The 14,285-nt window shown below is 63.3% G+C and carries 12 protein-coding genes and 4 tRNA genes; 6 read left to right on the forward strand and 10 right to left on the reverse strand.

What is annotated here, in order from left to right; translation table 11 throughout:
* Positions 1-80 precede the first annotated feature (80 nt).
* Positions 81-1,010 carry a DUF1853 family protein gene (locus ACF8R3_RS13175; RefSeq protein ID WP_392515703.1) on the forward strand — a complete coding sequence of 310 codons (930 nt, stop codon included), beginning with the start codon at positions 81-83 and terminating at the stop codon, positions 1,008-1,010.
* A 129-nt stretch (positions 1,011-1,139) separates the two neighbouring features.
* Positions 1,140-1,685, forward strand: coding sequence for a cytochrome b (locus tag ACF8R3_RS13180; RefSeq protein WP_392515704.1), 546 nt, complete (start codon positions 1,140-1,142; stop codon positions 1,683-1,685).
* Here the strand turns inward: ACF8R3_RS13180 and ACF8R3_RS13185 are convergent.
* Both ACF8R3_RS13185 and ACF8R3_RS13190 read right to left on the reverse strand, forming a co-directional pair.
* Positions 1,676-2,566 (reverse strand): 1-aminocyclopropane-1-carboxylate deaminase/D-cysteine desulfhydrase, encoded by an 891-nt coding sequence (locus ACF8R3_RS13185; RefSeq protein ID WP_058637664.1) that lies wholly within the window; start codon positions 2,564-2,566, stop codon positions 1,676-1,678. The two genes, ACF8R3_RS13180 and ACF8R3_RS13185, sit on opposite strands and share 10 nt — an antisense overlap.
* Positions 2,567-2,608: 42 nt before the next feature.
* Positions 2,609-4,645 (reverse strand): FAD-dependent oxidoreductase, encoded by a 2,037-nt coding sequence (locus ACF8R3_RS13190; RefSeq protein ID WP_392515705.1) that lies wholly within the window; start codon positions 4,643-4,645, stop codon positions 2,609-2,611.
* 185 nt (positions 4,646-4,830) lie between these two features.
* Between ACF8R3_RS13190 and ACF8R3_RS13195 the strand changes: the two genes are divergently transcribed.
* The 4 genes from ACF8R3_RS13195 (at position 4,831) to ACF8R3_RS13210 (ending at position 8,787) form a co-directional block, all read left to right on the forward strand.
* Entirely contained in the window at positions 4,831-5,949 is a 1,119-nt protein-coding gene (locus ACF8R3_RS13195; RefSeq protein WP_145256411.1) for a nitrilase-related carbon-nitrogen hydrolase, read from the forward strand.
* Positions 5,950-5,953: 4 nt separating this feature from the next.
* Positions 5,954-6,994, forward strand: a complete 1,041-nt coding sequence (locus ACF8R3_RS13200; protein ID WP_078478232.1) for an AraC family transcriptional regulator — start codon at positions 5,954-5,956, stop codon at positions 6,992-6,994.
* Positions 6,995-7,429: 435 nt separating this feature from the next.
* Positions 7,430-8,131, forward strand: coding sequence for a 3-oxoacid CoA-transferase subunit A (locus ACF8R3_RS13205; RefSeq protein WP_058637668.1), 702 nt, complete (start codon positions 7,430-7,432; stop codon positions 8,129-8,131).
* The gene (locus ACF8R3_RS13210; RefSeq protein WP_058637669.1) at positions 8,128-8,787 is read left to right on the forward strand and encodes a 3-oxoacid CoA-transferase subunit B; all 660 of its coding nucleotides are present in this window, start codon (positions 8,128-8,130) and stop codon (positions 8,785-8,787) included. The genes ACF8R3_RS13205 and ACF8R3_RS13210 overlap by 4 nt, the downstream gene beginning before the upstream one ends.
* Before the next feature lie 49 nt (positions 8,788-8,836).
* Here ACF8R3_RS13210 and ACF8R3_RS13215 read toward each other — a convergent pair whose 3' ends face one another.
* From ACF8R3_RS13215 to purF, 8 genes are all read right to left on the reverse strand, one after another.
* Entirely contained in the window at positions 8,837-9,721 is an 885-nt protein-coding gene (locus ACF8R3_RS13215; protein ID WP_196126093.1) for a DUF2242 domain-containing protein, read from the reverse strand.
* 196 nt (positions 9,722-9,917) lie between these two features.
* Positions 9,918-9,994: transfer RNA gene (locus ACF8R3_RS13220), tRNA-Asp, on the reverse strand.
* A 133-nt stretch (positions 9,995-10,127) separates the two neighbouring features.
* Positions 10,128-10,204 (reverse strand) — tRNA-Asp (locus ACF8R3_RS13225).
* A gap of 98 nt (positions 10,205-10,302) precedes the next feature.
* Positions 10,303-10,379 (reverse strand) — tRNA-Asp (locus ACF8R3_RS13230).
* Positions 10,380-10,445: 66 nt separating this feature from the next.
* Positions 10,446-10,521: transfer RNA gene (locus ACF8R3_RS13235), tRNA-Val, on the reverse strand.
* A 220-nt stretch (positions 10,522-10,741) separates the two neighbouring features.
* Positions 10,742-11,515, reverse strand: a complete 774-nt coding sequence (locus tag ACF8R3_RS13240) for an SDR family oxidoreductase (protein WP_058605532.1) — start codon at positions 11,513-11,515, stop codon at positions 10,742-10,744.
* Positions 11,512-12,723 (reverse strand): O-succinylhomoserine sulfhydrylase, encoded by a 1,212-nt coding sequence (locus ACF8R3_RS13245; RefSeq protein WP_027916499.1) that lies wholly within the window; start codon positions 12,721-12,723, stop codon positions 11,512-11,514. Before ACF8R3_RS13245 ends, ACF8R3_RS13240 begins: the two co-directional genes overlap by 4 nt.
* Before the next feature lie 17 nt (positions 12,724-12,740).
* Positions 12,741-14,246 (reverse strand): amidophosphoribosyltransferase, encoded by a 1,506-nt coding sequence (purF, locus tag ACF8R3_RS13250; protein ID WP_392515706.1) that lies wholly within the window; start codon positions 14,244-14,246, stop codon positions 12,741-12,743.
* Between the last annotated feature and the right edge of the window lie 39 nt (positions 14,247-14,285).

The following is a 14,285-nucleotide window of genomic DNA, read 5'->3' on the forward strand; positions in this document are numbered from 1 at the left end:
CAAGGCTCTGCGACGGGTGACGATGCAGCGATTATGGGCGAACCACGAAGCAGCGGCAAACCGGCTATGCTCGCAGGATGATGCCATTTCCTTCGCTCGTGCACCTGCCCCGGCTATTACAGCGCCCTGCGGTGCGTGACCTTGCCTGGACCCTGCTCTCGCCGCCGCTGCTCGAGCGCGCAGGCTGCCCCCAGCGCCACCCGCTGGCAGGCAGCCTCTGGATCGAACGGCCGCAGGCATTGCAGGCCTGGTTGTACGGGCTGGACATTGATGACACGCCCTTGCAGCACTGGCTCAAGGGCCTTGGCAGTCGCCGCCTTGGGCTGTATTACGAGCGCCTGTGGCAATTTGCGTTGCAACAGGCGCCCGGCGTGGAACTGTTGGCGGCCAACTTGGCTATCCGTGAAGACGGCCGGACCCTGGGCGAGCTGGATGTGGTGCTGCGTGATCGCGACGGGGTGCATCACCTGGAGCTGGCCATCAAGCTGTACCTGGGCCCCGAGCGCTTTGGTACCGACCCGGGCGGCTGGCTAGGGCCTGGCTGCCACGATCGCCTGCAAGCCAAGCTGGAACACATCCGCCGCCACCAGTTGCCCATGTCGGCCAGCACCCAGGGCCGTACCGCCCTTGAGCGGCTCGACCTGCCCCCGGTGCAGGCCAGCATGTGGATGGGGGGCTACCTGTTCTACCCGGCGCTGGCCCCGAGCGAGGCGCCACTGGGTGTACACCCCCTGCACCTGCGTGGCCGCTGGTTGCATCGCAAGGACTGGATCAGCGCACCCGGCGCGCATTGGCAGCCGCTGGCGCGCAGCGCCTGGCTTGCCCCTGCACGGTGCGCGGCATGCGAGGTCTGGAGCGCTGCTCAGTTCGCCGCGTGGCTGCACCTGCTGCCACCCGATGCGCCTGCGCAATTGCTGGTGAACATGCAACGCCAGCACGACGGCAGCTGGCAAGAGCTAGAGCGGGTATTTCTGGTTGCCGATCAGTGGCCGGGCGCCTTGGCTCTCTGACCGCAGCGCTTGCTCAGGGATGACAACCATTTTTTCACCGACCTGGAGCAATGATGCTGCACAGGTACCCAGTAAACTGGACCTGAGCGCCACCAAGAGCGCTACCCCACCGACCGATGAGGAACAAGCATGGTTTCGAGCACCCCGGCGCGCCATTACGCGCGCGTGTCCATTGTCCTGCACTGGCTGATGCTGGTGCTGCTGGCCGCTGTCTATGCCTGCATCGAGTTTCGCGGACTCTTCCCGCGCGACAGTGCAGAGCGCAACCTGATGAAAGACCTGCATTTCATGTTGGGCCTGAGCGTATTCGTGCTGGTGTGGCTACGCCTGGCCATGCGCGTGCTTCATCGCGCGCCGCCCATATCCCCTAAACCCCCTGCCTGGCAAACCGGCCTGGCCCATCTGGTTCACCTGCTGCTCTACCTGCTGATGATCGGCATGCCGCTGGCCGGCTGGTTGATCCTCAGCGCCGCCGACAAACCGGTGCCGTTCTATGGCCTGGAGTTGCCGCACCTGATCGGTCCTGATCTGGACCTGGCCAAGTTCATCAAAGGCTGGCATGAGCGTATCGGCACCTGGGGCTACTGGCTGATCGGACTGCATGCACTGGCCGGCCTTTATCATCACTACGTCAAACGCGACAATACGTTGTTGCGCATGCTGCCTTACAAGTAACCCCGGCGGCCCTGCAAACCGCCGGTATGGACGAACACCAGGCGAGTGCCGGGCGCGAACAGCCCGGCTTCGACCTGAGCCTTGAGCGCAAGCAATGCCTTGCCGGTGTAGAGCGCCTCGAAAGGAACGCCGGCCTGCTGCTCGCAATCGGCGATGAAGGCCAGCAGTTGATCGTCGAACTTGCCGAAGCCGCCCCGGCTGGCGCTGTGCAGGCGGTAGCCCTGCGTGCCGGCTAGTGCCGCCACGGTCTCGGCCACGCCATAGTGCTCGGGTACGGCCAGCGCCCCATGCACGGCATGGGCCCCTGATTCGGCCAGTACCAGGCCCGCCAGCGTGGTGCCCGTGCCAGCGGCCAACCACCAGGCGTCATAGTCCGACCAGCCCAGCGTCGCAAGCTGCGCGTGCAGTTGAGTCACGATCGACGCGCACCCCTGCGCACCGGCCTGCCCGCCTCCGCCTTCGGGGATGCAATGCCAGCCGGGATAGTGCGTGTGCCAAGGCGTCCAGAAACCCGCCTCGTTACGACCACGGTAGCCCTCGTAGCCCAGCCAGTGCAGTTGCATGCCCATGGCCTGCAAATCCTGCACGGTGGGTGTTTGGCGTGGATGACCCCGCAGCAGGCCGGCCGTGGCCAGGCCCAAGCGCTTGCCGGCAGCGGCCAGAGCATGCAGGTGGTTGGAATGGTTGCCGCCCAGGCTCACCAGGCCGGGGGCCTTGGCATCGAGCGCCTGCTCCAGATGGTGGCGCAGCTTGAACCACTTGTTGCCGCTGATCAGGGGGTCGATCAGGTCAAGGCGCAGGATGGCAGCCTCGACCTGGGCCCTCGCCAGCCAGGGCAATGTCAGGCGTTGCAGAGGGGCCAAGGGGAGTTCGACAGGCATGGGCGCCAGTCTATCAGCAGAGCATCTGGCGCGGGCGGTGAATCAAAGCTGCGCCGCCAACCTCGACCCCTGGTCGATCGCCCGCTTGGCGTCGAGCTCTGCCGCCACGTCAGCACCGCCGATCAGGTGTACCGACTGCCGCGCAGCCACCAGCCCGTCCTGCAATTCGCGCAGCGGGTCCTGGCCTGCGCAGATCACCACGTTGTCCACCGCCTGCACCTGTGGCTCGCCACCGCCAATGCGCACGTGCAGGCCTGCGTCATCAATGGCCAGGTACTCGACCCCATTGAGCATCTTCACCTGCTTGTTCTTCAAGCCGGTACGGTGGATCCAGCCAGTGGTCTTGCCCAGGCCATCCCCTACCTTGGAGGTCTTGCGCTGCATCAGGTACACCTGCCGGGCAGGTGGGTGGGGCTGGGGTGTGATACCGGCTACACCGCCGCGGGCTTCGAGGTGGGTGTCGATACCCCACTCCTTCCAGAACGCTTCGCGGTCCAGGCTGGTGGACACGCCCTGATGCACCAGGTATTCGGAGACATCGAAACCGATGCCCCCTGCGCCGATCACGGCCACTGTCTTGCCCACAGGCTTACGCTCGAGCAGCACATCCAGGTAGCTGAGCACCTTGGGGTGCGCGATCCCCGGGATCGCCGGTGCACGCGGCAGGATGCCGGTCGCGAGGATGACGTCGTCATAGCCGCCGGCCACAAGCGCTGGCACGTCGACGCGCGTGTTCAAGCGCACGTCGACGCCAGTGCTGCGCAGCTTGTTGCGAAAATACCGCAGGGTCTCGTTGAATTCCTCCTTGCCTGGCACGCGCTTGGCAACATTGAACTGACCGCCAATTTCGCTGGCCGATTCGAACAAGGTCACCACATGGCCACGCTCAGCAGCCACCGTTGCAGCGGCAAGGCCTGCTGGGCCGGCGCCCACGACAGCGATGCGCTTGGCCATGCGCACGGGCAGGTAGTTGAGTTCGGTTTCATGGCAGGCCCTTGGGTTCACAAGGCAACTGGTCAGCTTGCCGCCAAACGTATGGTCCAGACACGCCTGGTTGCAGCCGATACAGGTATTGATTTCATCAGCACGCCCGGCTGCAGCCTTGTTGACGAAGGCAGGATCGGCCAGGAACGGACGGGCCATGGACACCATGTCCGCATCCCCTTCGGCCAGCACCGCCTCGGCCACTTCTGGCGTATTGATACGGTTGGTGGTGATCAAAGGAATACCCACTACCCCGCGCAACTTGGCGGTGACCTTGCTGAAGGCTGCACGCGGCACCTTGGTGGCGATGGTGGGAATGCGCGCCTCGTGCCAGCCAATACCGGTATTGATCAACGTTGCCCCCGCCTGCTCGATGGCCTTGGCCAGGGTCTGGATCTCGTCCCAAGTGCTGCCGCCTTCGACCAGGTCGAGCATCGAAAGGCGGAAGATGATAATGAAGTTAGGGCCCACCGCGCGGCGCACCCGGCTGACGATTTCCACGGCCAGGCGCATGCGATTGTCGTAGCTGCCGCCCCAACGGTCGGTGCGATGGTTGGTGTGGGCGGCGAGGAACTGGTTGATGAAATAGCCTTCCGAGCCCATGACCTCGACACCGTCGTAACCAGCTTTCTGCGCAAGCAGCGCGCAGTGGGCGAAGTCGGCAATCTGCTTTTCGATCCCCGCCTCGTCCAATTCCCGCGGCTTGAACGGGTTGATCGGCGCTTGAATGGCGCTTGGCGCCACCTGGCGCGGGCTGTAGGCATAGCGCCCGGCGTGAAGGATCTGCAGGCAAATCTTGCCCCCTGCGGCGTGCACCGCCTCGGTGACGATACGGTGCTGCTCGGCTTCGGCTTCGGTGCTGAGTTTGGCGGCGCCTGCGTAAACACCGCCTTCATCGTTGGGTGCAATGCCACCGGTGACCATCAGCCCTACGCCGCCCTGCGCCCGTTCGGCAAAATAGGCAGCCATGCGCTCGAACCCGCCTGGACGTTCCTCAAGCCCCGTGTGCATGGAGCCCATCAGGGTACGGTTGCGCAACGTGGTGAAGCCCAGGTCCAGCGGGGCCAGCAGGTGCGGGTAGCGAGTGTCGGTCATGGTTCGGCTTCTCTGGTGATCACGGTAAACGGGCATTGCGCCCTGAGGCGGCCCTGTCGTTATATGAAGCAGACAGTAAACAGCCGTTTGAACCGGCTCAATGACCAGAACTGACAAGTTATTGATCATCCCGAACAGCGCGTCTACCCTAAGGCTCCTTCATGCCCATTGCCTTGTAGCGTTTCATGAAAAAATTTCTGACAAGTGCCCTGCTGCTGGGGGTGATCGCCGCCCTGTGTGGTTACGCCTTCTGGACCCAACAGCGCCCACAGGGGCACTACCTGTCCGATCTGCGCATCGAGCTGGCAGTCAACCACGGGCAACCCGGCGAGCATGGCAACCTGCTGGGCGTCGAGCCGCTGCTGTACCCAGGGGACTACCAGGACCTGCAACGCCTGCACCGCAAACTTGCCGCCTACCTCGAGCAGGCGCGCACGCTAGGCCTGATCACGCCTCGCACCGTGGTGGTATTGCCTGAGCACATCGGTACCTGGCTGTGGGCACGTGGCGAGAAAAACGCGTTCTACCAGGTGACCCAGCAGCGTGAAGCACTGCAATGGTTCGAACTGAGTAACCCGCTCCGCTATGGCTGGGCCATGCTTGCGGCCGAGGGCGATGACCGACGGGCCGATGCCCATCTGCGCATGAAGGCCGATCAGATGGCAGCCGATTACCAGCAGGTGTTCGGCGGCTTGGCCAAGGAATTCGGCGTCACTCTGGTAGCTGGCTCGATCGTGCTTCCGCAGCCCTATGTCAGCGAGGGTGCATTGCACCCCGGGCGCGGGCCGCTGTTCAACAGCAGCGTGGTATTCGCCGGTGACGGTAACATCCTGGGCCAACCCCAGCGCCAGCACTATCCGGACAGCGAGAACAGGCGGTTCATCCACCCTGGTGTGGACCAGCCTCTGCAGGTGCTGCACACGCCTGCGGGGCGGCTTGGGGTATTGGTGGGGAGCGACAGCTGGTATCCGGAAAATCACCAGCAGCTGCTGGCCCAATCGGTCGAACTGGTGGCCATCCCTGCCTTTCTGAGCGGCAGGCACAGCTGGTTGACACCCTGGCGCGGCAATCGCCACCAGCCTGTCAGCACGCGCTTGCCCGTCAAGCGTGGCGAGGTCAGCGAGCAAGAGGCCTGGCACCGGCTGACCGCGCCTGTCGGTCATCAGGTGAGCAGTGTGAGCGTCTTCATGCGCGGCCAGTTCTGGGAGCAAGGCGCCGATGGGCAAGGATTTGCCTGGCAAGCCGGCGACCTGTTGACCGGGCCACCCAGCCCAGGTGCCCGCTTGCTGAATATATGGCTCTAGCACCATGAGCCGCCCGCAGGTAAGGCTGGGCGACCTGTCGGTAGGCTTCGTGCAACCCTTGGCGGACGCGATTCGACGGCTGGGCCACGACCCTGCACCCTTGCTCGAACGCTATGGCCTGGACACGGCGCGGCTGGCCCAGGCCAATGCGCGCCTGTCGATACCGCGCTACATGCACCTGGGCCACGCCGCCATCGCATTGTGCGCCGAACCTGCACTGGGTTTGCAGATTGGCCAGTTGAGCCGGCTGGCCCATACCGGGCTGGCCGGGGTCACGGCAGCGCAAGCGCCAACCCTGGGCGAGGCGGCGCGCACCTTGCTGCGCTTCGAACCGCTGTACGCCTCCAACTATCGAGGCCAGTCCACCTACTGCGAAGATGGCGAAGGCGCCTGGCTGCGTTTTTACTCCATCAGCCCGTACAACGCCTACAACCGCTTTGTGGTCGACTCGCTGCTCGCCGGCTGGCTGGCCCAGCTGGGCGACCTGGTCGGTACGCCAGTGGTGGCCGAGCGCGTGGACATCGAGTTTGCAGCCCCAAGCTACGCCCCCCTCTATCAGCCCCTGTGCAGCGCGCCGGTCCGCTTTGCCGCCGAGTGCAACCAGTTGCGCCTGAGCCGCGCCACGCTGCAACTGCCAAACCCCAGGCATTGCCCCAGCACCTGGCATCAACTGCTGACCGTAAGCGAGGCACACATGCAGCAGCTGACGCGCGTGCGTAGCCTGGGCGAACGCATCACCCACCTGCTCGGGCCGCTGCTCAATGGGGGACGTGAGCCGGAGCTCGACGAAATTGCCCTGCAGCTTCAACTGCCGCCCTGGACGCTGCGGCGCAGGCTGGCAGAAGAAGGCACGCGTTTTCGTGACCTGTTGAACGGCACGCGGCGTGACCTGGCCGAGACCTACATCCGCGATACCCAGTTGAGCTTCGGCGAAATCGCCTACCTGCTGGGGTTCGCTTCGGCAGAGGCCTTCCAGCGCGCGTTCAAGCGCTGGACTGGCCTTACGCCTGGCACGTACCGCCGCACGCAGCGACGCGGGGACTAGAGTTCGGTTGCGTCTTCTGCCGGTTCGGGCGTGTCCATCTCGTGGGCCTGAAATTCCAGTAGCTCTTCCTGGTAATCGTCCATCTTCCTGCGTCCTTATCCGAATACGGGTTGCTGAGTTCGTCGGCACCTTAGCGGTGACATGACATGGGGGTGACGTGACGATGCTTTTCGCGCCGTGCGCCCTCTCGTATCAGGAACATGGACCTGTGGGCGGGCGCGTTCGTTTAATCCAATACGTCCCTAACACGGACCGACGCGGCGCGCGCTTGCAACAATGGTTCGGTAATCGCCCAGAAACTGCCTTGACCACTGCGCCCATGGCCCGGCTTGCGGCAAGCTAGCTCACGTTCATCCCCCATCAAGCGCCAGCCAGTGCTGGGCGCATCGTGCACTGCACGATGGCATTTTTAAAAGCATCGACGGGAGCTACGCCTTGATCGACAAGACCCATGCAACCATTGCCAGCGCCGTGGCGGGCATCACCGATGGCTCGACCCTGCTAGTCGGCGGCTTCGGTACCGCTGGCATGCCCTCTGAGCTCATAGACGGGTTGATCGCCACGGGTGCACGCGACCTGACCATCATCAGCAACAATGCTGGCAACGGCGACACCGGCCTCGCTGCATTGCTCAAGGCCGCACGCGTGCGCAAGATCATCTGTTCGTTCCCGCGCCAATCCGACTCGTATGTTTTCGACGCCTTGTACCGGGCTGGCAAGATCGAGCTGGAGGTCGTACCGCAAGGTAACCTGGCCGAGCGCATTCGCGCGGCAGGCTCTGGCATCGGCGCCTTCTTTTCACCCACCGGCTATGGCACCTTGCTCGCCGAAGGCAAGGAAACGCGGGAGATCGACGGTCGCCAGTACGTACTGGAGATGCCGTTGCATGCCGATTTCGCCTTGATCAAGGCGCACAAGGGTGATCGCTGGGGCAACCTGATCTACCGCAAGGCCGCCCGCAATTTCGGACCGATCATGGCCATGGCTGCCAAGACTGCAATCGTCCAGGTCGACCAGATCGTCGCGCTGGGTGAGCTGGACCCGGAGCATATCGTCACACCGGGCATCTTCGTGCAACGCGTGGTGGCGGTCCCGGACGCCGCCCATCCAATCACCCATTCTGAGGCCCGTCCATGACCATCACCCAACGACGCTCGCGTGAGGCAATGGCCCAGCGCGTTGCAGCCGACATCGAGGAAGGTGCCTACGTCAACCTGGGTATCGGCGCACCCACCCTGGTCGCCAACTACCTGGGCGACAAGGAAGTGTTCCTGCACAGTGAAAATGGTGTACTGGGCATGGGCCCAAGCCCTGCGCCAGGCGAGGAGGACGATGACTTGATCAACGCTGGCAAGCAGCATGTGACGCTGCTGACCGGTGGCGCCTATTTCCACCATGCCGATTCATTTTCGATGATGCGCGGTGGGCATCTGGACATCGCCGTGCTCGGCGCTTTCCAGGTTTCCGTAAACGGCGACCTGGCTAACTGGCACACCGGCGCCGAGGGGTCGATCCCGGCAGTGGGCGGCGCGATGGACCTGGCCACCGGCGCCCGACAGGTGTTCGTGATGATGGACCACCTGACCAAAACCGGCGAAAGCAAACTGGTGAGCAAATGCACCTACCCGCTGACAGGCATTGGTTGCGTGAGCCGCATCTACACGGACCTCGCGGTAATGGACGTGACACCAGCGGGGCTCGAAGTGGTCGAGATTTGCGCGCAAATCACGTTCCAAGCGCTGCAAGAACTCAGCGGCGTGCCGCTGATCGACCGGTCTGTCAAACCTGGCTAGGGCCTGGCCGCCTCGACGCCCGAATCGTGGCGGCACCGGCCCTGCAGACTCATGGCGTCGAGGGCTGGCCTTGAGGGGCCGTTTGATCCTGCGGGGCTGGCGTGACCGGCTCAGCCTGCTGCACCTCGATGGGTGCTGCATCGGCGGGAGGCGCGACGGGCTGCGAGCTCAGTTGATCCCCACTGGCAGGTGCCTGGACAGTCTGCTGGTCGGGCGCGAACGCGGCGGGTGAGGCACCGTCCTTGGGGGCCGTGTCTGGCGCAGCCGGTGCAGCCTCGACCGGTACCGGCGCCGGGCTGGCCGCAGCCTGCTCCGGCAAGCCCAGTTCCACCGCAGGCTTCTCGGTCTTCGGCGCGGGTTGTTCGGCCTTGGGCTGGCTCAACGATTGCGCCTTGGGCTTGGGCTTGGGCTTGGGCAGGTAACTTTCCACCAACGCGAAGTAGCGGTCGTAAAACTGCGCGGCCGTGACTGTCTCACTGGCGACTTTCACCATCGAGTCATCGCTCGAGCCAATCGGCATCGACACCGAACCCAGCACCCCTACGCCCAAGCTTGCCGATGTATTGGACTTTTTCAGGGCATAGCGGTCCTGCAGGGCATTGGCGAACATGGTCGAGTGCTGTTCGTCGCTCGCATCCGGGGCACACGTGACGTTGAAGCTGATCTGCAGGTGGTTATCGCTGTTCTGCTGGAAGCTCTTGTTGCCGACCACCTGGTTGGGGCCGCTGCTGGTGATGATATAGCCTTGGCTGAGCAACGCACGGCGGGCCGCTTCGCAGGAGTTGGCATCACCTACGGGAAAGCTGCGCGAGAACGTGCCTGAGTCATCGAAGTTCTCATGCTCGTACACCGCAGGTTTCTTGGACGCACAACCGCTCAGTACGGCCAACAGGGCGGCCAGCACGAGCGCACCAGAAACGGAAGATCTTGTCATCGAGGGTTCCGGGTATTTCAAGAAGGTGCCTATTGTGCAACACAGCAGCCAGGTACAGGAACCACTGGTCGGTGAAGTACCCGCAAGGTTTCATGCAGGCGGCAAGGTAAATACGGCAAACGCCAAAAACGCAAAAAGCGACCCGAAGGTCGCTTTCACGTAGCGCCAAGGTGTTCAAAGGCCCTTGGAGCGAAGATGGCGCAGCGGACGGGACTCGAACCCGCGACCCCCGGCGTGACAGGCCGGTATTCTAACCGACTGAACTACCGCTGCGTATCATTCAGGCTTACGCCCGATTGAAACTTGGGTCTACCCACCAGATAAGCTGGGGGAAGGCATGAAAAACGGTGCAATGACCATTCGTTCATGGGTGCCTCAAGGTGTTCTAGGGACCTTGGAGCGAAGATGGCGCAGCGGACGGGACTCGAACCCGCGACCCCCGGCGTGACAGGCCGGTATTCTAACCGACTGAACTACCGCTGCGTATCGTTCAGGCTTGCGCCCGATTGAAACTGGGTCAGCCCAAGGTGCTGGACCTTGTGGCTTCAGACCGGCGACAAGCACCCATCTGTTAATCAAAATGGCGCAGCGGACGGGACTCGAACCCGCGACCCCCGGCGTGACAGGCCGGTATTCTAACCGACTGAACTACCGCTGCGCAGTGCATTCCTCTCTGGCTGTTAGCTTCTTGCGAAGCCTTGAGCGTCAGGAACATCTCAGGAAGTGGTGGGTGATGACGGGATCGAACCGCCGACCCTCTGCTTGTAAGGCAGATGCTCTCCCGGCTGAGCTAATCACCCTCGCGATGTAACGTGTTGCGTTTGCTTCGCTGAGGCCGCGAAATTTACGCAGGTGACGACGCTAAGTCAATAGCCCTGTTGAGTTTTTTTCCAACTCGCAGGTGCGGCTAACGCTAACCCAGTGCAAAGCCGAGCACACCTTGATTTGTGCCCAGCCAAGCCCGGGCACGAAAAAGGGACCTTGCGGTCCCCTCCTCTTCTGGTCTGTCCAAAAGGGCCTTCAGGTGTAAATCATCTTGCGGGTCATGCCGCCGTCGACCACGAACTCCTGACCGGTCACGAACGCTGCTTGCCGGGACAGCAGCCAGGCGACCATCGCTGCAACGTCCTCGACGGTGCCCACGCGACCGGTGGGGTGCTGGGCGTGGTCAGCATTGCTCAACGGCTCGGCACGGCGCTGAGAGGGATCCCGGGCATCGATCCACCCCGGGCTCACGGCGTTGACACGAATCTCCGGGCCCAGGCTGATGGCCAGCGCATGGGTGAGTGCCACAAGGCCCCCTTTGCTGGCGGCATAAGCTTCAGTGTCAGGCTCGGACTGCCGCGCCCGCGTGGACGTCAGGTTGACGATGGCGCCATTGTGCGCGCGCAGGTAAGGCGCACAGTGCTTGGCCAGCAGCATCGGGCCATTGAGATTGACGGCCAGCACGCGGTTCCATTGAGCCAGGCTCAGGCTTTCAAGCGTCTGGCTGTGGGGGTTGGCAATCGCAGCATTGCACACCAGCGCGTCAAGCCTGCCGAATTGCCCGAGCACCTCGGACACCCCGGCACTGACCTGGGACTCATCTGCCACATCCATGGTGATGAACCAGGCGTTATCCCCCAGGGCCTTGGCCGCTTTCGCCCCCCGCTGGCGGTCGAGGTCACTGAGCACCACCTGCCAACCTTCGCAGATCAGCCAGGCGGCGATGCCAAGGCCGATACCGCGCGCAGCACCGGTGACCAAAGCGACCCGGCCGTTGTGGCCGGGCGTGTTGAGACCAATTTCGATCACAATGCCGCCAGTCCACGCGCCAGGTCGGCCTGCAGATCCGCCACGTCTTCCAAGCCTACGGCCACACGAATCAGGCTGTCGCGGATGCCGGCAGCCGCACGTTCCTGGGGCGTCAGGCGGCCGTGGGAGGTGGTGGCCGGATGAGCGATGGTGGTCTTGCTGTCACCCAGGTTGGTGGTGATCGAAACGACCCGTGTAGCATCGATGAAGCGCCAGGCCCCTTCCTTGCCGCCCTTGACTTCGAAGCTCACCACAGCGCCGAAGCCACTCATCTGGCGCTTGGCCAATTCGTGCTGCGGATGGCTTGGTAGGCCGGCGTAATGCACTTTTTCAATACCGTCCTGCTGTTCCAGCCATTGCGCCAGTGCCTGAGCACTCTCGCAGTGAGCCCGCATACGCAGACGCAGCGTCTCCAGGCCCTTGGTGAATACCCACGCGTTGAATGGGCTGAGCGTCGGGCCTGCCGTGCGCAGGAAACCGACCACTTCCTTCATCTGTTCGGCACGGCCTGCCACTGCACCGCCCATGCAGCGGCCTTGGCCATCGATGAACTTGGTGGCGGAGTGGAAGACGATGTCGGCACCGAGTTTGAGCGGTTGCTGCAAGGCCGGTGTGCTGAAGCAGTTGTCGACCACCAGCATGGCCCCACGGGCATGGGCGATTTCGCTGAGCGCAGCGATATCGACCAATTCGGCCAGTGGGTTGGACGGCGACTCGACGATCAGCAGCTTGGTATTGGCCTGTATGGCCTGCTCCCAGCCGGCAAGATCGACCAACGGCACGTAGTCCACCTGCAAGCCGAAGCGCTTGAAATACTTCTCGAACAGGCTGATGGTCGACCCGAACACGCTCTGAGAGACCAGTACGTGGTCGCCTGCACTGCACAGCGACATGACCACGGCCAGAATCGACGCCATGCCGGTGGAGGTGGCCACGGCCTGCTCGGCACCCTCCATCGCCGCCAGGCGCTCTTCGAATGCCCGTACGGTCGGGTTGGTATAGCGCGAATAGACATTGCCCGGGGTTTCACCGGCAAAACGCGCAGCCGCATCGGCAGCTGTACGGAACACGTAGCTGGAGGTCAGGAACAGCGCTTCGCTGTGCTCGGCCTCCGGTGAACGGCACTGACCGGCGCGCACTGCCAGGGTGTCGAAGCCGACACCCTCCAGGTCGCTGTCCAGTCGCCCGGCATCCCATTGATCGGTCATGCCATCGCTCCCTGAAATCAGTTGTTGTAGAGGTCGATGATTGCGCTGACCGCCTGCGTCTTGACCTTGGCCAGGTCATTGCGGGCCTGCTCGATGCGGTCAAGGTAGGCTTCGTCGATATCGCCAGTGACGTACTCACCGTTGAATACCGCGCAATCGAAGTGCTCGATCTTGATCTTGCCGCCACCGACCGAATCGATCAGGTCAGGCAGGTCCTGGTAGACCAGCCAGTCGGCGCCAATCAACTCGGCCACCTGCTCGGTGGTACGGTTGTGGGCGATCAGTTCGTGAGCGCTCGGCATGTCGATGCCGTAGACGTTGGGGTAGCGCACTGCAGGGGCTGCGGAGCAGAAATAGACATTCTTGGCGCCGGCCTCGCGCGCCATCTGGATGATCTGCTTGCAGGTGGTGCCGCGCACGATGGAGTCGTCAACCAGCATGACGTTCTTGCCGCGGAACTCAAGCTCGATGGCATTGAGCTTCTGGCGGACCGACTTCTTGCGGGCAGCCTGGCCCGGCATGATGAAGGTGCGGCCGATGTAGCGGTTCTTGACGAAGCCTTCGCGGAATTTCACGCCCAGGTGGTTGGCCAACTCAAGCGCGGCCGTGCGGCTGGTGTCCGGAATGGGGATGACCACGTCGATGCCGTGGTCCGGGCGTTCGCGCTGGATCTTGTCGGCGAGCTTCTCGCCCATGCGCAGACGCGCCTTGTACACCGAGACACCGTCCATGATCGAGTCCGGGCGGGCCAGGTAGACGTGTTCGAAAATGCAGGGCTGCAGTTTCGGCGCCTCGGCACACTGCTTGGTGTACAGCTGACCTTCTTCGGTGATGTAGACCGCCTCGCCTGGCGCCAGGTCGCGAATCAGGGTGAAGCCGAGCACGTCGAGCGCAACGCTTTCCGAAGCAATCATGTACTCCACGCCTTCGTCGGTGTGGCGCTGACCGAAGACGACCGGGCGGATACCGTTGGGATCGCGGAAACCGACGATGCCGTAGCCGGTGATCATGGCAACGACAGCGTAACCGCCGACGCAACGGCTGTGTACATGGGAGACCGCGGCGAACACGTCCTCTTCGCTAGGCTGCAACTTGCCGCGCACGGCCAGCTCATGGGCGAATACGTTGAGCAGCACTTCGGAATCGGAGTTGGTGTTGACGTGACGCAGGTCCGACTCGTAGATCTCCTTGGCCAACTGCTCGACGTTGGTGAGGTTGCCGTTGTGGGCCAGGGTGATGCCGTAGGGCGAGTTGACGTAGAACGGCTGGGCCTCGGCGGAGGTCGAGCTGCCCGCCGTCGGGTAGCGCACATGGCCGATGCCGATGCTCCCCACCAGGCGTTGCATGTGGCGCTGCTGGAACACATCGCGCACCAGGCCATTATCCTTGCGCAGGAACAACCGGCCGTCATGGCTGGTCACGATACCGGCAGCGTCCTGGCCGCGGTGCTGGAGGACCGTAAGCGCGTCATACAGCGCCTGATTGACGTTCGACTTACCGACGATACCGACGATGCCACACATGCGACGCAACCCCTACTTTGATGAAACTTGAGTGAATAG

The sequence above is a fragment of the Pseudomonas sp. FYR_7 genome, assembly GCF_043106155.1.
GTDB classification, from domain to species: domain Bacteria; phylum Pseudomonadota; class Gammaproteobacteria; order Pseudomonadales; family Pseudomonadaceae; genus Aquipseudomonas; species Aquipseudomonas parafulva_B.